The 21,199-nt window shown below is 69.4% G+C and carries 16 protein-coding genes; 11 read left to right on the top strand and 5 right to left on the bottom strand.

Annotated features, from left to right (window positions below; translation table 11 throughout):
* Window positions 1-4: 4 nt before the first annotated feature.
* Window positions 5-1,387: a cation:dicarboxylate symporter family transporter gene (locus ACWDAG_RS43975; protein ID WP_450701186.1), complete on the bottom strand. Its 1,383-nt coding sequence runs from the start codon at window positions 1,385-1,387 to the stop codon at window positions 5-7.
* A 221-nt stretch (window positions 1,388-1,608) separates the two neighbouring features.
* Here ACWDAG_RS43975 and ACWDAG_RS43970 point away from each other — a divergent pair, with 221 nt between their 5' ends.
* Window positions 1,609-3,270 (top strand): ATP-binding protein, encoded by a 1,662-nt coding sequence (locus ACWDAG_RS43970; protein ID WP_450701185.1) that lies wholly within the window; start codon window positions 1,609-1,611, stop codon window positions 3,268-3,270.
* A gap of 148 nt (window positions 3,271-3,418) precedes the next feature.
* On the top strand, window positions 3,419-4,114 hold the full coding sequence (locus tag ACWDAG_RS43965) for a response regulator (RefSeq protein WP_450701184.1): 696 nt from the start codon (window positions 3,419-3,421) through the stop codon (window positions 4,112-4,114).
* Here ACWDAG_RS43965 and ACWDAG_RS43960 read toward each other — a convergent pair.
* Together ACWDAG_RS43960 and ACWDAG_RS43955 are read right to left on the bottom strand one after the other, a co-directional pair.
* The gene (locus ACWDAG_RS43960; protein ID WP_450701183.1) at window positions 4,111-6,483 is read right to left on the bottom strand and encodes a tetratricopeptide repeat protein; all 2,373 of its coding nucleotides are present in this window, start codon (window positions 6,481-6,483) and stop codon (window positions 4,111-4,113) included. The two genes, ACWDAG_RS43965 and ACWDAG_RS43960, sit on opposite strands and share 4 nt — an antisense overlap.
* 91 nt (window positions 6,484-6,574) lie before the next feature.
* Window positions 6,575-7,111: a hypothetical protein gene (locus tag ACWDAG_RS43955; protein ID WP_450701182.1), complete on the bottom strand. Its 537-nt coding sequence runs from the start codon at window positions 7,109-7,111 to the stop codon at window positions 6,575-6,577.
* A 26-nt stretch (window positions 7,112-7,137) separates the two neighbouring features.
* On the opposite strand from ACWDAG_RS43955, the gene ACWDAG_RS43950 reads away from it, so the two are divergent.
* The 5 genes from ACWDAG_RS43950 (at window position 7,138) to ACWDAG_RS43930 (ending at window position 13,577) form a co-directional block, all read left to right on the top strand.
* Window positions 7,138-7,998, top strand: a complete 861-nt coding sequence (locus ACWDAG_RS43950; protein ID WP_450701181.1) for a 5'-methylthioadenosine/S-adenosylhomocysteine nucleosidase family protein — start codon at window positions 7,138-7,140, stop codon at window positions 7,996-7,998.
* A gap of 163 nt (window positions 7,999-8,161) precedes the next feature.
* Window positions 8,162-10,072, top strand: a complete 1,911-nt coding sequence (locus ACWDAG_RS43945) for a tetratricopeptide repeat protein (protein WP_450701180.1) — start codon at window positions 8,162-8,164, stop codon at window positions 10,070-10,072.
* A gap of 316 nt (window positions 10,073-10,388) precedes the next feature.
* The gene (locus ACWDAG_RS43940; RefSeq protein WP_450701179.1) at window positions 10,389-11,762 is read left to right on the top strand and encodes an extracellular solute-binding protein; all 1,374 of its coding nucleotides are present in this window, start codon (window positions 10,389-10,391) and stop codon (window positions 11,760-11,762) included.
* 16 nt (window positions 11,763-11,778) lie between these two features.
* The gene (locus tag ACWDAG_RS43935; protein ID WP_450701178.1) at window positions 11,779-12,729 is read left to right on the top strand and encodes a carbohydrate ABC transporter permease; all 951 of its coding nucleotides are present in this window, start codon (window positions 11,779-11,781) and stop codon (window positions 12,727-12,729) included.
* 8 nt (window positions 12,730-12,737) lie between these two features.
* Window positions 12,738-13,577 (top strand): carbohydrate ABC transporter permease, encoded by an 840-nt coding sequence (locus ACWDAG_RS43930; protein ID WP_450701177.1) that lies wholly within the window; start codon window positions 12,738-12,740, stop codon window positions 13,575-13,577.
* Window positions 13,578-13,606: 29 nt separating this feature from the next.
* On the opposite strand, the gene ACWDAG_RS43925 is transcribed toward ACWDAG_RS43930, so the two are convergent.
* Window positions 13,607-14,047, bottom strand: coding sequence for a PPOX class F420-dependent oxidoreductase (locus ACWDAG_RS43925; RefSeq protein WP_450701176.1), 441 nt, complete (start codon window positions 14,045-14,047; stop codon window positions 13,607-13,609).
* Window positions 14,048-14,234: 187 nt separating this feature from the next.
* Between ACWDAG_RS43925 and ACWDAG_RS43920 the strand changes: the two genes are divergently transcribed.
* A complete protein-coding gene (locus ACWDAG_RS43920) occupies window positions 14,235-14,957 on the top strand; it encodes an XRE family transcriptional regulator (RefSeq protein WP_450701175.1) in 723 nt (240 codons plus the stop codon).
* A gap of 16 nt (window positions 14,958-14,973) precedes the next feature.
* Here the strand turns inward: ACWDAG_RS43920 and ACWDAG_RS43915 are convergent, their stop codons facing one another.
* Window positions 14,974-15,999, bottom strand: coding sequence for an ATP-dependent 6-phosphofructokinase (locus ACWDAG_RS43915; protein ID WP_450701174.1), 1,026 nt, complete (start codon window positions 15,997-15,999; stop codon window positions 14,974-14,976).
* Between the two features lie 251 nt (window positions 16,000-16,250).
* Between ACWDAG_RS43915 and pta the strand changes: the two genes are divergently transcribed.
* From pta to pyk, 3 genes are all read left to right on the top strand, one after another.
* On the top strand, window positions 16,251-18,350 hold the full coding sequence (gene pta, locus ACWDAG_RS43910; RefSeq protein ID WP_450701173.1) for a phosphate acetyltransferase: 2,100 nt from the start codon (window positions 16,251-16,253) through the stop codon (window positions 18,348-18,350).
* Window positions 18,347-19,552 (top strand): acetate kinase, encoded by a 1,206-nt coding sequence (locus ACWDAG_RS43905; protein ID WP_450701172.1) that lies wholly within the window; start codon window positions 18,347-18,349, stop codon window positions 19,550-19,552. The genes pta and ACWDAG_RS43905 overlap by 4 nt, the downstream gene beginning before the upstream one ends.
* A 140-nt stretch (window positions 19,553-19,692) precedes the next feature.
* Entirely contained in the window at window positions 19,693-21,120 is a 1,428-nt protein-coding gene (pyk, locus tag ACWDAG_RS43900) for a pyruvate kinase (protein WP_450701171.1), read from the top strand.
* The last annotated feature ends 79 nt before the right edge of the window (window positions 21,121-21,199 follow it).

The following is a 21,199-nucleotide window of genomic DNA, read 5'->3' as shown; positions in this document are numbered from 1 at the left end:
GGGCTCAGGCCTTCGCCAGCTCCTTCTCGCCGCCCTGCTCCGGCACCTCGATGTGCGGCTCGACGTCCTCGTCCAGGAGGGTCGTCTCGTCGAAGGGCAGCTCACCGGCGAGGACCCGGCCCACGCGCTCCTTGTCGATCTCCTTGGTCCAGGTGCCGATCAGGACCGTGGCCACGGAGTTGCCCGCGAAGTTCGTCAGGGCACGGGCCTCGCTCATGAAGCGGTCGATGCCGACGATCAGGCCGACGCCGTCCACCAGGGCGGGCTTGTGCGACTGCAGACCGCCGGCCAGGGTCGCGAGGCCGGCGCCGCTGACACCCGCCGCGCCCTTGGAGGCGAGGAGCAGGAAGAGCAGCAGCGGGATCTGCTCGCCGATCGCCATCGGCGTGCCCATGGCGTCGGCGATGAACAGCGAGGCCATGGTCATGTAGATCATGGTGCCGTCGAGGTTGAAGGAGTAACCGGTCGGGACGGTGATACCGACCACCGACTTGCTGACACCGAGGTGCTCCATCTTCGCGATGAGGCGCGGCAGCGCGGACTCGGAGGAGGAGGTCGACAGGATCAGCAGGAACTCACGGCCCAGGTACTTGAAGAGCCTGAAGATGTTGAGCCCGGAGACGATCCGCAGCAGGGCGCCGAGCACGATGAAGACGAAGAGGAAGCAGGTGACGTAGAAGCCGAGCATCAGGATGGCCAGCTGCTTCAGCGCGCCGAGACCCGCGGATCCGGTGACGGCGGCGATGGCACCGAAGGCGCCGACGGGGGCGGCCCACATCACCATGCCGAGGATGCGGAAGACGAGCTTCTGGAGGTGCTCCACACCGCGCAGGATCGGCTGCCCGGCCGAGCCCATGGCCTGCAGCGCGAAACCGGTGAGCAGGGCGACCAGCAGGGTCTGCAGCACCTGCTGCTGGGTGAAGGCCGAGATGAAGGTCGTCGGGATGATCGACAGCACGAAGTCGACCGGCGGCAGCGCCTCACTGTCCACCTGGTCGTGCCCGGAGGCCTTGATCGCGTTGGTGATGTGCAGCCCGTCGCCCGGGTGCAGGATGTTGCCGACCACCAGGCCGATGGTCAGCGCGACCAGCGACATCGCCACGAAGTAGCCGAGCGCGATACCGCCGACGGCGCCGACCTTGGCGGCCTTCCGTACGGAGCCGATACCGATCACGATCGTGCAGAAGATGATGGGGGAGATCATCATCTTGATCAGGTTCACAAAGCCCGTACCGAGCGGCTTGAGCTCCACGCCCACGCTCGGCCAGATCAGCCCCACGGCGATACCGAGGGCCACCGCTGCGATGACGGCGATGTAGAGATAGTGGGTGCGGTCCCGCTTCCCAGCGGGTGCGGCAGGTGCCGTATCGGGGGTGCTGGCGGCCACGGCTGCCCTCCTTGACGTCTTCGTCGGCATCACCGGCGTGCGGCTCACGTCCGGATGGAGATGGGGATGGGGGTGCGGATCTCTGTGCCGGGAACGGTGGCTGGAACCTGATGCCCCGCTTCCACTCGCTCCCTCAATGCCGTGACTATGTCGTGCCCTGTGAGGGCGGTCACCCTTCCGTTCATTTAGTTCATGCTTAACCTGCGAGGCACACTGACGGCATGCGCATCCCCGTCCCGCGCCCCCGCAGCCTGGCCGCCCAGCTCTTCGCCATGCAGGCCGTGCTGATAGCGGTGCTCGTGGCCGGATACGCACTGTTCACCTACGTCAGCGACAAGCAGCAGGCCGAGGACGCGGCACGCCGGCAGGCCCTGGCGGTGGCCCGCTCGATCGCGGACGCTCCGTCCGTACTGGCGGCGACCCGCACCCCCGACCCCAGCGCGCAGCTCCAGCCGTACGCGCTGCGGGTGATGCGCGACGCCGACGTCGACTTCGTCACGATCATGAACCGCCAGGGCATCCGGTGGACCCACCCCAACAAGAAGGAGATCGGCAAGCACTTCCTCGGCAACATCGAGCGGTCCCAGAACGGCGAGACCATCACCGAGACCTACAAGGGCACCCTCGGTCTGTCGGTCCGCGCGGTCACCCCCATCGAGGACGCCGACAAGCGGGTCGTCGGCCTGGTCAGCGCCGGCATCAAGGTCAAGGCGATCAGTGATCGGGTGCAGGGCCAGGTCTCGGCCCTCCTCAGCGTCGCCGCCGGCGCCCTCGCCCTGGGTGCGATCGGCACGTACGTCGTCAACGCCCGCCTGCGCCGGCACACCCACGGCATGAACGCGACCCAGCTCAGCCGGATGCACGACTACCACCAGGCCGCGCTGCACGCGGTGCGGGAGGGGCTGCTGATGCTGGACGGCCAGTACCGGGTGGCTCTGATCAACGACGGCGGCCGGGAGCTGCTGGGCGTCGGCCCCGAGGGCGAGGTGGTCGGGAAGTCGGTGGCGGATCTCGGGCTGCCCGGCCCGCTGACGGGGGCACTGCTGGCGTCCGAGCCGCGGGTGGACGAGGTGCATCTGACGGCGGACCGCGTCCTCGTGGTCAACACCTCCCCGGTGTCGGGCGGCGAGCGCCGGGGAACGGTCGTAACCCTGCGCGATGTCACCGAACTCCAGTCCCTGATGGGCGAGTTGGACTCCGAGCGGGGCTTCACACAGGCTCTGCGCTCGCAGGCGCACGAGGCGGCGAACCGCCTCCACACCGTCGTGTCGCTCATCGAACTCGGCCGCGCGGAGGAGGCGGTGGACTTCGCGACGGCCGAACTGGAACTGGCCCAGGCACTGACCGACCAGGTGGTGGCGGCGGTGAGCGAGCCGGTGCTGGCAGCCCTGCTGCTCGGCAAGACGGCGCAGGCCAACGAGCGAGGCGTGGAGCTGGTCGTCTCGGAGGACAGCCGCCTCGACGACGGCCTGCTCCCGCCGAGCCTCCCGGCCCGCGACCTGGTGACGATCCTCGGCAACCTGATCGACAACGCGGTGGACGCGGCGCAGGGCAGCATCGGCGCCCGGGTGACGGTGACGGCGTACGCGGAGGGCACGGAACTGGTGATGCGGGTCGCGGACACCGGCACGGGGGTGGATCCCGCCCATGCCGAGCTGGTATTCCAACGGGGGTTCTCGACCAAGCCGTCCGGTCCGGGCGGCCGGGGCCTCGGGCTGGCCCTGGTACGGCAGGCGGTCACCCGGCAGGAGGGCACGTTGACGGTGGCGGAAGGTACAGAGGGTGGGGCGGGCGGTGCGGTGTTCGAGGTACGGCTGCCTCTGGACACGGGCGCCTCTCCGGCCGAGGCGCCCGGGCGTGCCGCGGTGAGAGGTGACGTATGACGACTCGGCAGCGCATCCGCGTTCTCGTCGTGGACTCCCCGGCTGCGCAGAGACAGGGACGCGCCGCCGCGTTCGAAGCACGACTGCCTCCAGACGCAGCCGCCCGGCCCACCGAAGCGACCGGGCACGCCGCCACGAGAGGTGACGCATGACGACCCAGCAGCCCATCCGCGTCCTGGTCGTGGAGGACGACCCGGTGGCCGCCGACGCGCACGTCATGTACGTCGGCCGGGTGCCGGGCTTCGTGGCCGTGGGCAAGGCGCACACGGGCGCGGAGGCGCGGCGGCTGCTGGACCGTACGCCGGTGGATCTGCTGTTGCTGGATCTGCATCTGCCGGATGTGCACGGGCTGCAGTTCGCGCGGTCGCTGCGGGCGGCCGGGCATCACGCGGATGTGATCGCGGTGACGTCGGCGCGGGATCTGACCGTGGTGCGGGAGGGGGTCTCGCTGGGCGTGGTGCAGTACGTGCTGAAGCCGTTCACCTTCGCGACCCTGCGGGACCGGCTGGTGCGGTACGCGGAGTTCCATGCGGCGGTGGGGGAAGCGAGCGGGCAGGACGAGGTGGACCGGGCGTTGGCTTCGCTGCGGGCGCCGTCGCCTGCGGCGCTGCCGAAGGGGTTGAGTGCGCCGACGCTGGAGCGGGTGACGGTCGCTCTGCGGGATTCCGGGGAGGGGCTTACGGCAACAGGGCTGGCCGAGGTGGTGGGGATTTCGCGGATTACTGCTCGGCGGTATCTGGAGCATCTTGTGGATGCGGGGCGGGCGGCGAGGGCTCCGCAGTATGGGACTGTGGGGCGGCCGGAGTTGCAGTATCGGTGGGTTCGGGGGGAGTTGGGGCGTTAGAGGGTGGGGGTGTCGAGGGCAGCGGCCCAAATGCGGGCTTGGGCGGCCTCGGTGGGGGCGTTGGCGCGGGTGAAGGCGTCGGCGGCCTGGAGATAGGCGGCGCGGGCCTCGGCGGGGCGGTGGGCTTCCTCGTAGGCGCGAGCCAGGTTCCCCAAGGTCTGCCCCTCGCCGTACCAGTCGTCGAACTCCCGGCAGATCTCCAGGTCCTTGCCATACGCCTCGATCGCCTCCTCCACCCTGCCCTCCTCCGCCAGGGCGAGGCCGAGGTTGTTCCACGCCCTGGCCTCACGGTGGCGGTCCCCAACCGCCTGATACAGGTCGCGGGCCCGGGTGTGGGCCTCGATCGCCTCCTCCGCCCGGCCCGCCTCTCGCAGCGCGTTGCCGAGGTTGTTCCACGCCATGCCCTCACGGTGGCGGTCCCCAACCGCCTGATACAGGTCGCGGGCCCGGGTGTGGGCCTCGATCGCCTCCTCCGCCCGGCCCGTCTGCCGCAGGGCGAGACCGAGGTTGTTCAACGCCGTGGCCTCACGGTGGCGGTCCCCGGCGGCCTGGTGCAGGTCGCGGGCCCGGGTGTGGGCCTCGATCGCCTCCTCCGCCCGGCCCGTCTGCCGCAGGGCGAGACCGAGGTTGTTCAACGCGTCGGCCTCGCCGACCTGGTCCCCGGCCTGCTGCGCGGCCGCCGCTGCCGCCTGCGCGACGGCGGTCCCGTCGTCGAAATACCGCCGCCAACGCAGGTACTCCTCCAGGCACGAGGCCAGCCCCACCCCCGCCTCGGCGAACCGCTCCTCCCGCGCCCACCCCGCCGCCGCCACCAGACCCGCCCGCTCCCCGTCAAACCACGCCAACGCCCCCGCCCGGTCCCCGAACCGTTCCGGCTCGTCCATCCCCGGCAGCCACTTCAACCGGTCGTCCGCCGCATCCGCCCGCCGCCAGTAGAACCAAAGCACCCGCTCCCGAGCAGCCTCCCCCTCCTCCCGCAACCCCACATCCCCCGCCACTACACCCACCCCAAACACCCGCACCAAGTCATGCACCCGCCACCACCCACGCCCACTCCCCCGCTCAACAAGATGGGCACGAGCCAGCGCCTTCAGCTCCCGTACCGGAGGCATCTCCGCGCCGACCAGTGCGGCGACCACCTCATCACTCACGTCGGGCCCCGGCGCAAGGGCGAGCAGCCTCAACAACCGCGCCTGCTCGGGCGGCAGACGACGGTAAGAGAGTTCGAAGGCGGCGCGAACGTTGCGCTCACCGTCGTCGAGGTGGTCGAGGCGATCACGGGACTCGGCAAGCTCAGCGACGAGTTCGGTCACCGGCATCCCGGGGTCTTCCGCTAACAGAGCGGCCGCAATCTGCAAGGCCAGCGGCAAGTGCCCACAGATCCGTGCAAGTTGCTCAGCCGAGTCACGATCGTCGGCGATCCGGGTGTCGTGCGGATCGGCGATCCACAGGGCACGTTCGAGGAGCTCGTGCGCCTCCTCCGGTGTGAGCTGGTCCAGAGACAAGAGCCGCGCCCCCAGTTGGGGCAGCCGGTCGCGGGAGGTGACAATGACATGATGCCGGGAGTCCCCCGGCAGGAGGGGCCGCACCTGGTCCGGTGACGAGGCGTTGTCGGCGAGGACGAGTACCGCACCGCGCTCCCGAGCCCGCGCGTCGAGAGTCGAGCGATAGAGGGCCGCACGCTCGTCCGCCGTGGCGGGGATGTGTTCCGGAGGGATGCCTAGGGCGCGGAGGAGGGCCTGAAGGGCTCGGTCGGCGGTGACGGGCTCGGGGCCGTAGCCGTGCAGGTCGAGGAACAGAAATCCGCCGGGAAACCAGTTCCGCTCGCGGGCCAGGTGGGCGGTCTCGACGGCGAGCGCGGTCTTGCCGATGCCGCCGAGGCCGGACACGGCGGCGACGAGGACGGCGGGTGACTCGGAGGAATCGGCCGTGGCCGGGTCCAGCGCGGACAGCAACGCCGCCGTCTCCTCCGCCCGACCGGTGAAGGCACCGGCCCTCGGCGGCAGACCGGCCATCGCCTCGGGTACGGCGGCGGCACCCTGCTGGATCACCACCTGTACGCCGACCACCTCACGCAGGAATACCCCGCCCCGGAAGTCGGCGTGATCACCGTCGTACCAGGAGTTCCCGCTCCCCGGCGCGTGCCGCTCCATGACCTGCGCCACGGCACCGGCGACACCCCGAGGATCGGTGGCGAGCAGGTCGGCAACGGCCTCACCCCACTCGCGCACCGCATCCCGCCGCGCCGGAGCCATCGCCGCCTCGGCAATCTCCCCGGCGGAAGCCCCAGGCCCCAGCCCCACCGCCTGCGCCAGCTTCTCCACCGCCCGGCGCCCAGCGTCCCCGCCCGAGCCCTCCACCAGAGCCATCAGAAGAGCCGAAAGCCACGCCGCCGCTTCCATCCGCCCGTCCCCCGCCGTTCCGTACCCGTACGTCAAAGGTAGGGCGTCCTACTGGAGTTCACGCCGCGTTCGCGTACCACACCACCTGCGAGGCGAGCCCACCCAGGGCGAGCGCTTCCAACCCGGACAGGGCGACGAGCAGCCCGCTGCCTCCGGAAGCCCAGAAGACAACCAGCGCAGCCAACGGCACCCCACAGAACGCCAGCAGATCCACCGCCAACTGCACGGCCTTCCGCGACCCCCGCCGCGCATCCCCCCGATGAGCGGTCTCCCACCCGAACGCCTGCACCCCACCCCCCGGCTTGGCCAACTCCGCGAGCTTCGGCGCGAGTTCACCCCGCACATAGGCGCCGATCGCCGAGATCTTCTGGTCATTCACGAGATACGTCCACCCGAGCACGACACACACCGGCGGCAGCGCCAGCAGCATCGACGCCTGCTTGGCCTGCGCGGCGGCGGCGATGACGGCGGCCACGACGGTCAGGGTCACGTACAGCAGGTTGTCCCGGAACCCGATCCGCGCCTTCTGCTCGTCCTTGATGGTCTGATACTCGGCGAGCAGCAACTGCCCGACGGTGACGTCCTGTTCAGCCACGCGTGCCCCTTCCCCCGGCGTACCTTATGAGTGTGCCCGAGACCGTATCCACCGCTCTCGTCCTGACCGCGCTCCCACTCGAATACGCCGCCGTACGCGTGCACATCGAGGAGCGCCGAGAGCGAACGCATCGCGACGGAACCCGTATCGAGCAGGGCCGACTGCCCGGTACGGCATGGCAGGTCGTCCTCGCCGAACTGGGCGTGGGCGCCGACCGGGCCGCCGCGCTCACGACGCAGCTCATCGACTGGCTGCGCCCGGAGGCGGTGTTCTTCGTCGGTGTCGCCGGCGGCCTGAAGGACGACGTCGAGATCGGGGACGTCGTCGTGGGCACGCAGGTGTACGAGATCCACGGCGGCAAGCAGACGCCGGAGGGCTTCCTGGTCCGCCCGAAGTCGTTGCCGGGTTCGCACGCGCTGGAGCAGGCGGCCCGTTTCGCGGTCCGGGACATGCCCGACGTACGGCCCCACTTCGCGCCGATCGCGACGGGCGACGTAGTCCTGGCGGACGCCGACTCAGAGATCGCCCAGTTCATCCGCCGGAACTACAACGACGCGGCGGCGATCGAGATGGAGGGCTATGGAGCGACTCAAGCGGCCCATCTGAACGGCCGGTTGGACTCCTTGGTCGTCCGTGGCATCAGCGACCATGCCAACGCGGACAAGCACGCGGCCGACGCCACGGGTTCACAGCCGCTCGCCGCCCAGCAGGCTGCGGCGGTGACGGTGGCGGTGCTCCGTAGACACGGGCCACGTGGCGGTTCCTCCGACCAGGAGGGTCCCTATTCACGCGGGGACGGGGGAGCAACCTACGGCGGAGACCACATCGACTTCAGGGGCGGGACGTTCTACGGTCCCGTCACCGGCAAGAGAACCGAGCAGCGGTAGGGGTACGGCCTACGGCCCGGTTCCGCGCGCCACGGCGACGCTGCCGCTGCGCCCGCCGGGTTTTACAGGGCGGTCGGCGGAACTGGGCCGTCTGCTGCCCCACCTCGCCCCTAGGGAGGACGACTCGGCCTCGCTCCCCCTCCTCATCTTCGCCGTGACCGGCATGGGCGGCATCGGCAAGACGGCGCTGGCGGTGGAGGCGGCGCACCAGGCGCGGGGAAAGGGCTGGTTCCCGGGCGGAACGCTGTTCGTAGACCTGCGCGGTTACGACGACGATCCAGTCATGGCTGATCAGGCAGTGCTGGCTCTGCTGGATGCGCTAGGGGTGCGGGACCAGGATCTGCCGCCGACGGCAGAGCGCCAGTACGACGCGTATCGTGCGTTGCTCGGCGAGCGCCGGGAACGGATGCTGCTGATCCTGGACAACGCGTCGGACCCGTCGCAGTACTTGCCGCTGCTGCCCGGCACTGACCACCACAGGGTGCTGATCACGTCACGAGACCGTCCCGACGCACTGCCGATCCGCCTCATCGACCTGGAGATCCTCGCCCCGGACGACTCCGTGGCCCTGGTGACGCGATCCCTGCACGACACCGACGAACGCGACGATCGCGCGGCGCGGGAGCCTGACGCGCTGCGCGAACTGGCCGACCTGTGCGGCCACTTGCCGCTGGCGCTCCAGATCGCCACGGGGATGCTGCGTCGGCGACGGAATCGGGACATCGCCTCCTTGGTGACCGAGATCCGGGAGGCCGGGGACCCGACCTCGGTTCTCGACGGTGGCAGTCTCGGCACGGATTTTTATGGGCGCTCGCTCGTTCTGCGGCCTGTGCTGGAGGCGTCGTACCGACGGCTGCCGGCCGACCAGGCCCGGATGCTGCGACTGCTTTGCCTGGCGCCGGGCGCGGAGACGGGCACGGAGACGATCGCCGCCCTGACCGACCTCGACACGGGGACCGCGCTGTCGCTTCTGGAGGATCTCGCCGCGACTCATCTCGTCACGCCGGTGCGGGGCGCCGACGGTTCGGGTTCCACACGGTGGCGGGTGCATGACTTGGTGCGCGTGTTTGGGGTGGGTGTGGTGGCGGGGGATGTGGGTTTACGGGAGGAGGGGGAGTCGGCGCGAGAGCGGGTGATGGCGTTCTATTGCCGGTGGGCGGGTGCCGCAGATGCCCGGTTGCGGTGGCTGCCGGGGATGCCGGTGCCAGAGCTGTTCGGAGACCGGGGGCGGGCATTGGCGTGGCTGGATGGGGAGCGTGCCGGTCTGGTGGCAGCAGTGAAGTGGGCGCGGGAGGAGCGGTTCGCGGAAGCGGGGGTGGGGCTGGCCTGGCACCTGACGGAGTATCTGCTCTGGCGGCGGTATTTCGACGACGGAATCGCCGTCGCTGAGGCGGCGCGGGCGGCCGGGCAGCGGACCCAGGATCGACCGGGCGAAGCAAGCGCGTGGAACAACCTCGGCCTCGCCCTGCGGTCTGCAGGCCGGGTTGAGGAAGCGATCGACGCCCACACCCGCGCCCGCGACCTGCACCAGGGCACCCAGGACCGCCACCGTGAGGCTATGGCGTGGAACAACCTCGGCGCCGCCCTACAGCAGGCAGGCCGGACAGAGGAAGCGATTGACGCCCACACCCGCGCCCGCGACCTGTACCAGGACACCCAGGACCGCCACCGTGAGGCCACGGCGTGGAACAACCTCGGCGCCGCCCTACAGCGGGCGGGCCGGGCTGAGGAAGCGATCGACGCCCACACCCGCGCCCGCGACCTGTACCAGGACACCCAGGACCGCCACCGTGAGGCCACGGCGTGGAACAACCTCGGCAACGCCCTGCAGAAGGCGGGCCGGACGGAGGAAGCGATCGAAGCGTACGGCCAATCCCTGCAGGCCGGCCGGGAATTCGACGACTGGTACGTCAAGGGACAGACCCTGCAGAACCTGGCCCGCGCCCACGAGGCCGCTCGCCGCCCCGCCGAAGCCCGCGCCACCTACCTCCAGGCCGCCGACGCCTACACCCGAGCCAACGCCACCACCGAAGCCGCCCAAGCCCGCACCTGGGCCGCCGACCTCCCCGAGTAGCCCTCGCCCTCACCCCACCCCCGAATACCCCCGAGCCCCCCGCCAAGGCACCACCGCCCACATCCGAGTCCCACCCCCAGGCTCCCGAGCCTCCCCGAATCCCCACTCCCCCCTCACACGCCCGCACCACGCACCCGAGCACCCGCAACGCCGCCCGCCTCCGCGACATCAAGGCAGGCAAAGCCGACCACCTCCTGTAGCCCCACCCCGCCCCGCCTCAATCCCGCGCACACGCATTGACCTGACTAGACCACCCCACCTACGTTCACCAGGCACCCATCCCGCGCTCCACCCCCACGTGAGCCCGCAGGAGGTCATGCCCGTGCGCCCCACCGCCGCTCTAGTCCTCGCCCCCACCCTCATCGCCACCGCAGCCCTCAGCACCGCGTGCAGCAGCAGCTCCGGAAGCAACCCGGACACCCTGAAGGTCTCCTTCAAACAGTCCACGGACAACTCCATCAAGGTGATGGACGACTATCTCGCCGACATCAAGAAGCAGTTCGAGAAGAAGTACCCCGGCAAGAAGGTCGACCTCGTCCCGATCAAGGCGCCGGACTCGGAGTACTACACCAAGCTCCAGCAGATGCTCCGCTCCCCCAAGACCGCCCCGGATCTCGTCTACGAGGACACCTTCCTCATCAACTCCGACATCACCAGCGGATACTTGAAGCCGCTCGACCCGTACCTCGACAAGTGGCCGGACTGGAAGCAGTTCATCGATACGGCGAAGACCGCGGCCAAGGCCGAGGACGGAAAGACGTACGGCGTCCCGGACGGCACCGACACCCGCGGGCTCTGGTTCGACCAGGGCATCTTCAAGAAGGCCGGTCTGCCTGCGAACTGGCAGCCGAAGACCTGGGACGACGTGCTCAGCGCCGCCCGCGCGATCAAGAAGAAGGTCCCCGAGGTCACCCCGCTCAACGTCTACACCGGGAAACCCGCCGGTGAGGCCGCCACCATGCAGACCTTCGAGATGCTGCTCTACGGCACCGGCGACGGGACCGCCGACCCCCTCTACGACAAGTCGGCCAAGAAGTGGATCGCCGGGAGCCAGGGCTTCAAGGACGCGCTCCGGTTCGTGGAGACGGTCTACAAGGAGAAGCTCGGCCCGGACGTCTCCGATGCCCTCGACCCCAACATCCAGACCATCGTGGCCGGCGACCTGCTGCCGAAGGGCAAGCTGGGCATCGCCCTCGACGGCTCGTGGCTGCCGCAGGCCTGGCTGAAGGGCAGCGGCCACGAATGGCCGCAGTGGTCCAGCGAGTTGGGGCTGGCGTACATGCCGACCCAGCACGGCCAGGCCCCCGGCAAGGTGAGCATGTCCGGCGGCTGGACCTGGGCGATCCCGTCCAAGGCCGGCAACCCCGACCTCGCCTTCGACTTCATCAGGACGATGCAGACGAAGGCGAACGCGGAGAAGTGGTACATCGCCAACTCGGGCATCGCGGTCCGGAAGGACGTCGCGAGCGACCCGTCGTACGCCACCGCCCAGCCCGGCATCAAGTTCTTCACGGATCTGGTCGCTAGCACCCACTACCGGCCCGCCTACCCGGCGTATCCCAAGGTCTCCACCGCCATCCAGGAGGCCATGGAGGGCGTCACGACGGGCGACACGTCCGTCGACAAGGCGGCGAGCGGCTACGACGACGCGCTCAAGGACGCCACCGACAACCAGGTCGTCACGAAGTGAGCGGCGGCGACCACGTATGACCGCCGCAACCCCGCACGCGCCAGGCGCGAAGGCGGCCGAGTCGACATCGCGCCCACCCGCCCCCTCCGAGAACCGGCCCCGCCGAACGCTCCCCCGCACCCTCGCCCGTCTCCTCCCCCTCTCCCCCGCCGTCGCCCTCCTGCTCCTCTTCCTCGCCGGCCCGATCGCCTACTGCGCCTACATCGCCTTCACCGACCTCCAGCTCACCGGCCAGGCCCACTCCTCCTTCGTCGGCCTCGCGAACTTCCGCAAGGCCTTCGAGGACGAGGAGTTCCTCAACGCGGTATGGCTGACGCTGGTGTTCACGGTCGTGTCGTCGCTGCTCGGCCAGAACACGCTCGGACTGGCGCTGGCAGCGCTCGTGCAGCGCGCGTCGAAGCCCGTCCGCACGCTGACGGGCGGCATCGTGATCACGGCATGGGTCCTGCCGGAGGTCGTCGCAGGCTTCCTCCTCTACGCCTTCTTCCGCCGCGAAGGCACCCTGAACGCCATCCTGGACTGGCTCCGACTCCCGTCCCAGAACTGGCTGTTCACCCTTCCGATCCTGGCGGTGTCCTTCGCGAACGTCTGGCGCGGTACGGCCTTCTCGATGCTGGTCTACTCGGCCGCACTCAACGAAATCCCCAAGGAGATCACGGAGGCCGCCGAGGTCGACGGCGCGGGCGGCTGGCGCCGAATGTGGCACATCACCCTTCCGATGATCCGCCGCTCCATCGCCACGAACCTGATGCTGAACACCCTGCAGACCCTGTCCGTCTTCGGCCTGATCTGGGTGATGACGAGAGGCGGCCCGGGCAACAAGAGCCAGACCCTCCCGCTGTTCATGTACGAGCAGGCCTTTCAGAACAGCATGATCGGCTACGGCACCGCCGTCGCCCTGCTGCTGCTCCTGGTCGGCTCGCTGTTCTCCCTCGTATATCTGCGCCTGCTGCGGACGGAGCTCTGACCCCCACCATGGCCCGCACACTCGCCTCCCGCCGCAGAACCCACCGGCTGGCCGCCGACGCCGGCCTGCTGGTGGTGGCCGCCGGCTTCGCGCTGCCGCTCGCCTGGGTGCTCCTGTCGTCGGTGGACCCGCACGCGAACCTGAAGGTTAAGGCCCCGGACGGCCTCACCTGGTCCAACTTCGACGCCATCCTGACCTCGGACATCACCTTCACACCGCTGCTCAACAGCCTCATCCTGTGCGGCGGCGCGACGCTACTGACGGTGGTGTGCGCGGCCCTTGCGGCGTACCCGCTCTCCCGTTTCCGGTCCCGGCTCAACCGCCCGTTCCTGCTCACCATCCTCTTCGCGACGAGTCTGCCGATCACGGCGATCATGGTGCCGGTGTACGCGCTGTTCGTTCAGGTGGACCTGATCGACACCCTGCAGGGCACGATCCTCTTCTTCGCCGCCTCCCAACTCCCCTTCGCCATCTGGCTGATGAAGAACTTCATGGACGGCGTACCGAAGGAGCTGGAGGAGGCGGCGTGGACCGACGGGGCATCGTCGATGCAGTCGCTGCTACGGATCGTGCTGCCGCTGATGGGTCCGGGAGTGGCGGTGGTGACGGTGTTCTCGTTCGTGATCATGTGGGGGAACTTCTTCGTCCCCTTCATGCTGCTCCTGACGCCCGACCAGATGCCGGCCTCGGTGAGCATCAACGAGTTCTTCGGCAACCGGGGAATGGTGGCGTACGGGCAGCTGGCGGCGTTCTCGATCGTCTACTCGACGCCGGTGATCCTGCTGTACGTGCTGATCGCCCGGCGGCTGGGCGGCGGGTTCGCGCTGGGCGGGGCGGTCAAAGGGTGAGCCGCTCAGGAATCCGCCCAGGATCCTGCTCAGGCCTCCGGCAGCACCCCCACCCGAAACGGCTCCACCCCCACAACCCTCCGCACCCGCACCGGCTCGATCAGCAGCATCACCCGCCGCTCCCCGGGCAGCAGCCACGGATACCGGTCCTCGCCGATGTACTTCCGCGCCAGCCGGTCCATGGCCCGCTCCGCCTCCTCCCCCTCCACGAACCGTATGACCCGCCCCCGGATCTCGGCCCGGTCGTACGGGTTGTCGGGGTCGTGGTGGGACAGCGAGACGTTGGGATTGAGCCGCAGGTTGTCGATCTTCACGCGGCCCATCGACGTATTGACCATGGCGTACTCGTCTTCGATGTCCGCCCACATGGGCGAGACGTGCGGCATCCCGTCCGCGTCCACGGTGGCGAGATGCCAGAAGTTCGGCGCCAGCAGACGCTCGCGAATATGCCCCTCGAGCTTGACGTTCACAAAGTCACCGCCCTTTTGGGCCGCCCGCCCGGACGGCTTCGCGCCATCCTCGCGAGCGCGCCCGCCGCGACGACAGACGATCTTCGGCCACCCCGTTCAGTCCGCACAGGTGGCCGAATCCGTACGTTCCTACAATCCGTGATCCTGGCCGAACAGACCGTAGTCACCGCGTCACGGCCCGCCTACGTTGTGGCCCGTGCGCCAACGTCCAGCCCGCTCGAACCAGTCCGCCCCGCCCTTCAACGCCCCCGCCGCCCGCCGGCTCCGCGCGGCCCTCAACATGGGCCCCGAACATGTCGCCTACGGCCTGCGTGCCTCGTACGGACTGCCGTACGTCTCCCCGGATCTCGTGCTGGCCTGGGAGCGCGGTTCCGTCACCCCTTCCAGCCCCGAACTCACCGCTCTCGCAGGCGTGTTGTGGTGTTCCCCCGGTGAGATCACCGGTCCGCCCCGCACCCTTCGCGAGCACCGCGTCGCCCGCGGCCTCGCCCCGGAGGACGTCGCCCGGGCCGTCGGCCTGGAGTTCCTCGCCTATATGCACATGGAGGAGCACAACGCCTGGCGCGGCAACGAGCGCCAGTCGGCCACCCTCGCCGATGTGCTCGACCTCTCGCTCCCGGACTTCGTCACCGTCACGGGACGCGAGCCGAAGCTGGCCGAGCTGCTGCGCAGTGCGGTGACCACACGCTGGCAGGCGTACGTCCGCCCGGTGGCCAAAACCGTACCCCTGGACCGACGCCTCCTGGAGGACGCCCTCCAGACGCTGCACCAGGACTACCAGGGGCAGATGGTCGCCTCGCTGAGCTGGGGCGACGGAAACGCGGCCGGCGAGTCGAGCGACGCCGGCCGCGCGTTCCTGGACCGGATCGTCGACCACTTCTGGGCCGCGGTCCAGGACAACACCGGATGAGGCGGATCCAGCAGGCCTAGAAGACCGACTCCGCCTCGTCCATCCGGTCCTTCGGGACCGTCTTCAGCTCGGTCACCGCCTCCGCCAGCGGCACCATCACGATGTCCGTGCCGCGCAGAGCCGTCATCCGGCCGAACTCGCCCCGGTGCGCGGCCTCCACCGCGTGCCAGCCGAAGCGGGTGGCGAGCACACGGTCGTACGCGGTGGGGACGCCGCCGCGCTGCACATGGCCGAGGATGACCGGCTTGGCCTCCTTGCCGAGCCGCCGCTCCAGCTCGTACGCCAGTGCCGTACCGATGCCCTGGAAGCGCTCGTGGCCGAACTGGTCGATCTCGCCGTGGCCGTAGTCCATGGTGCCCTCGGCGGGGTGGGCGCCCTCCGCCACACACACGACCGCGAACTTCTTGCCGCGGGAGAAGCGCTCCTCGACCATCTTGACGAGGTCGGCCGGGTCGAAGGGGCGCTCGGGGAGGCAGATGCCGTGCGCGCCGGCCGCCATGCCGGACTCGAGGGCGATCCAGCCCGCGTGCCGGCCCATGACCTCGACGACCATCACGCGCTGGTGCGACTCGGCCGTGGTCTTCAGGCGGTCCATCGCCTCCGTGGCGACCCCGACCGCGGTGTCGAAACCGAAGGTGCGGTCCGTGGACGAGATGTCGTTGTCGATCGTCTTCGGTACGCCGACCACCGGCAGGCCCGCGTCGCTCAGCATCCGGGCCGCGGTCAATGTGCCCTCGCCGCCGATCGGGATCAGCGCGTCGATGCCGAACTCGTGGATCATGTCGGAGGCGTTGACGCAGGCCTCGCGCAGGCGGTCGCGTTCCAGCCGGGAGGAGCCGAGGATGGTGCCGCCGCGGGCCAGGATGCCGCCGACGGAGTCCAGGTCCAGGGTGCGGTAGCGGCCGTCCAGCAGACCCGCGTACCCGTCCTCGAAGCCGATCACTTCGTCGTCGTACTGTGCGACCGCTCGGTGCACGACCGACCGGATCACGGCGTTCAGGCCGGGGCAGTCGCCGCCTGCGGTGAGAACTCCGATGCGCATCGTGCTGTGTCTCCTGCTCGCTGTCGTTACCGGTGAGCCAGCCCGGTGGTTCCGGTGAGCCGGTCCGATTGTTTCATGCCCGACAGGACGATATCCCTTCCGCTCCCTATGACCCGATTGGCCCTATCGGGACGTCGGCCCCGACCCTGGTCCTGACGGGCGCCTTATCCAGCGTCAGGGGTATTGTCAAGAGGGTTCTGCTCACCTCGGTGGGCGATTTTTGTAACAGCGTAAGGAAACGGAGAGCACGCGTGACGCGCAGCGTGTACGTGACCGGGATCGACCGAGGCGACGGCCGTCAGGTCGTGGAGCTGGGAGTCATGGAGCTCCTGACCCGGCAGGTCGACCGGGTCGGGGTGTTCCGGCCGCTCGTCCACCACCAGCCCGACCGCCTGTTCGAGCTGCTCCGCGCCCGCTACCGGCTCTCCCAGGACCCGGCCACGGTCTACGGCATGGACTACCACGAGGCGTCCGCCCTCCAGGCGGAACGGGGGACGGACGAGCTGGTGTCCACCCTCGTCGAACGCTTCCTCGTGGTGGCGCGCGACTACGAGGTCGTCCTCGTGCTGGGCACGGACTTCGCCGACACCCAGCTCCCCGACGAGCTCTCCCTCAACGCCCGGCTGGCGAACGAGTTCGGCGCGTCCGTGATCCCGGTCGTGGGCGGCCGGGGGCAGACCACCGAGTCCGTGCTCGCCGAGACGCGCAACGCCTACCGTGCCTACGAGAGCCTGGGCTGCGACGTCCTCGCCATGGTGAGCAACCGGGTCGCGCGCGAGGACCGGGAGGAGATCGCGCAGAAGCTCGGCTCCCGCCTCCCCGTGCCGTGCTACGTCGTCCCGGACGAGCCCGCCCTCGCCGCCCCCACCGTCTCCCAGATCGGTCAGGCGCTCGGTGCCAAGGTCGTCCTCGGCGACGACTCGGGGCTGGCGCGCGACGCCCTGGACTTCGTCTTCGGCGGTGCGATGCTGCCGAACTTCCTGCCCGCCCTGACCCCGGGCTGTCTGGTCGTCACCCCGGGCGACCGCGCGGACCTGGTCGTCGGCTCACTGGCCGCGCACAGCGCCGGCACCCCGCCGATAGCCGGCGTGCTGCTCACCCTGAACGAGGTGCCGAGCGACGAGATCCTCACCCTCGCCGCCCGCCTCGCCCCGGGCACCCCGGTGCTCTCTGTGTCCGGCAACAGCTTCCCGACGGCCGCGGAACTCTTCGCCCTGGAGGGGAAGTTGAACGCGGCGACCCCGCGCAAGGCGGAGACCGCGCTCGGCCTCTTCGAGCGGTACGTCGACACCGGCGACCTCAACAAGCGGGTCTCCGCGCCGAGCAGCGACCGTCTCACCCCGATGATGTTCGAGAACAAGCTGCTCGAACAGGCACGCTCCGACAAGCGCCGGGTCGTCCTCCCGGAGGGCACCGAGGAGCGCGTCCTGCACGCCGCCGAGGTGCTGCTGCGCCGCGGGGTATGCGACCTCACCCTGCTCGGCCCGGTCGAGCAGATCCGCAAGAAGGCCGCCGACCTCGGTATCGACCTCGGCGGGTGCGAGCTGATCGACCCCGCCACCAGCGAGCTGCGTGACTCCTTCGCGGAGAAGTACGCGCAGTTCCGCGCCCACAAGGGCGTCACCGTGGAGCTGGCGTACGACGTCGTCTCGGACGTCAACTACTTCGGCACGCTGATGGTCCAGGAGGGCCTCGCGGACGGCATGGTGTCGGGCTCGGTGCACTCCACGGCCGCGACGATCCGCCCCGCCTTCGAGATCATCAAGACGAAGCCGGACGCCGACATCGTCTCGTCCGTCTTCTTCATGTGCCTCGCCGACAAGGTCCTCGTCTACGGCGACTGCGCCGTGAACCCCGACCCGAACGCCGAGCAGCTCGCCGACATCGCCATCCAGTCGGCCGCCACCGCCGAGCAGTTCGGTGTGGAGCCGCGGATCGCGATGCTGTCGTACTCGACGGGTACGTCCGGCTCGGGCGCCGACGTCGACAAGGTGCGGGAGGCTACCGAGCTGGTCCGGGAAAGGCGGCCCGACCTGAAGATCGAGGGGCCGATCCAGTACGACGCCGCGGTGGAGCCGACGGTCGCGGCGACGAAGCTGCCGGACTCCGAAGTCGCCGGGCAGGCAACGGTTCTGATCTTTCCTGACCTCAATACAGGTAACAACACCTACAAGGCCGTGCAGCGTTCGGCCGGCGCGATCGCCGTCGGGCCGGTGCTGCAGGGTCTGCGCAAGCCGGTCAACGACCTGTCCCGGGGCGCTCTTGTTTCCGACATTGTGAACACCGTCGCGATCACCGCCATACAGGCCCAGACCCCGATCGCCCTTACAGAGAAGGCGTCCGCCCAGTGAGTCCGACCCGTGTCCTCGTCCTCAACTCCGGCTCCTCGTCGGTGAAGTACCAGCTGCTCGACATGCGGGACAGCAGCCGGCTCGCCGTGGGCCTCGTCGAGCGGATCGGCGAGGAGACCTCACGGCTGAGGCACACACCGCTCGGGACGGGCGGCGCGTCCCGTGAGTGGAGCGGGTCGATCGCCGACCACGAGGCGGCCCTGAAGGCCGTCTCGGAGGAGCTGGCGAAGGACGGGCTGGGGCTGGACTCCCCCGAGCTCGCCGCGATCGGGCACCGGGTCGTGCACGGCGGGCAGTCCTTCACCGAGCCGACCGTGATCGACGAGGCCGTGCTCGCCGAGATCGAGCGGCTGATACCGGTGGCCCCCCTGCACAACCCGGCCAACCTGACGGGTATCCGCACCGCGCAGTCGCTGCGGCCCGACCTGCCGCAGGTCGCCGTCTTCGACACGGCGTTCCACACGACGATGCCGGAGTCGGCCGCCCGCTACGCGATCGACGTGCGGACCGCCGACGAGCACCGCATCCGCCGGTACGGCTTCCACGGAACCTCGCACGCATACGTGTCCCGGGCCACCGCCGAGCTGCTCGGGAAGGCGCCCGAGGAGGTCAACGTCATCGTGCTGCACCTGGGCAACGGGGCGTCCGCCTCTGCCGTACGGGGCGGGAAGTGCGTGGACACCTCCATGGGGCTGACGCCTTTGGAGGGGCTCGTGATGGGTACGCGATCCGGGGACATGGATCCGGCCGTCATCTTCCATTTGATGCGTGTTGGCGGAATGTCCACGGACGAGATCGACACTCTTCTCAACAAGAAGAGCGGGTTGATCGGGCTGTGCGGTGACAACGACATGCGGGAGATCCGTCGCCGGGTCGACGAAGGTGACGAAGAGGCGCAGCTCGCCTTCGACATCTACATTCACCGGTTGAAGAAGTACATCGGCGCCTATTACGCCGTACTCGGCCGGGTGGACGCGGTCGCCTTCACGGCGGGAGTCGGGGAGAACGCGAGTCCGGTGCGGGAGGCTGCCCTTGCGGGCCTTCAGGAGCTGGGCCTGGCGGTGGACGGGGAACTGAACGCCGTACGCAGTGACCAACCGCGGCTGATCTCGCCCGCGCACGCACGCGTGGCGGTCGCCGTGGTGCCGACCGACGAGGAACTGGAGATCGCCACACAGACCTATGCACTGGTCGGAGGGTAACGATTTGCTCCTTCTCCGCACGGCCAGCTGAAGAACCCCGAGGAATACACCGCAGTAACACGCCTGAGCGCGGACCCGCCCATTTGTATCTTCCGCCAGACGGAATATTCCGCGGCGAAACAAACCGATAGGATCGCCCCATGCGCCGTTCGAAAATCGTCTGTACTCTCGGCCCCGCGGTCGACTCCCACGAAATGCTGGTCTCGATGATCGAGGCCGGAATGAACGTGGCCAGGTTCAACTTCAGCCACGGCACCCACGCCGAGCACCAGGGGCGGTACGACCGTGTCCGGGCCGCGTCCAAGGAGACCGGCCGTGCCATCGGTGTCCTCGCCGACCTGCAGGGTCCGAAGATCCGTCTGGAGACCTTCGCGGAAGGCCCGGTCGAGCTCGAGCGCGGTGACGAGTTCGTCATCACCATCGAGGACGTCCCGGGCGACAAGTCCATCTGCGGTACGACCTACAAGGGCCTGCCCGGTGACGTCGACCGCGGCGACCAGATCCTGATCAACGACGGCAACGTCGAGCTGAAGGTCCTGGACGTCGAGGGCCCCCGGGTCAAGACGATCGTCATCGAGGGCGGTGTCGTCTCCGACCACAAGGGCATCAACCTGCCCGGCGCGGCCGTCAACGTGCCCGCGCTGTCCGAGAAGGACGTCGAGGACCTCCGCTTCGCGCTGCGCATGGGCTGCGACATGGTCGCGCTGTCCTTCGTCCGCGACGCCAAGGACGTGGACGACGTCCACCGCGTGATGGACGAGGAGGGCCGTCGCGTCCCCGTCATCGCCAAGGTGGAGAAGCCGCAGGCGGTCGACAACATGGAGGCCGTCGTGATGGCGTTCGACGCCGTGATGGTCGCCCGCGGCGACCTCGCCGTCGAATACCCGCTCGAGAAGGTCCCGATGGTGCAGAAGCGCCTCATCGAGCTGTGCCGCCGCAACGCCAAGCCGGTGATCGTGGCGACCCAGATGATGGAGTCGATGATCACCAACTCCCGTCCCACGCGCGCCGAGGCGTCCGACGTCGCCAACGCGATCCTGGACGGCGCTGACGCGGTCATGCTCTCCGCGGAGTCCAGCGTGGGCGCCTACCCGGTCGAGACCGTGAAGACGATGTCGAAGATCGTCGCCGCGGCCGAGCAGGAGCTGCTCTCCAAGGGCCTGCAGCCGCTGGTGCCGGGCAAGAAGCCGCGTACGCAGGGTGGTTCGGTCGCGCGTGCCGCGTGCGAGATCGCGGACTTCCTGGGCGGCCGGGGCCTGGTGGCCTTCACGCAGTCCGGTGACACGGCCCGCCGGCTGTCGCGCTACCGCGCCCAGCAGCCGATCATCGCCTTCACCACCGACGAGAACACCCGCAACCAGCTCACCCTCAGCTGGGGCGTCGAGTCGCACGTGGTGCCGTTCGTGAACACCACGGACGAGATGGTCGACATGGTCGACCAGGAGATCGCCAAGATCAACCGCTTCAACCCGGGCGAGATCGTCATCATCACCGCCGGCTCACCCCCCGGCGTCCCGGGCACCACCAACATGCTCCGCGTCCATCACATCGGGGGCGGCGGCAACTAGCAGCCCTGTAGAGGCTGTTGTACGACACTGGGGGCGCCTCCTGCGGCAGGGGGCGCCCCCAGTCATTCGCGTTCCTGTA

The sequence above is a fragment of the Streptomyces sp. NPDC001157 genome (genome assembly GCF_053598255.1).
The sequence above is the reverse complement of the archived record's forward strand: the minus strand, read 5'-3'. Positions and strand labels throughout refer to the sequence as shown.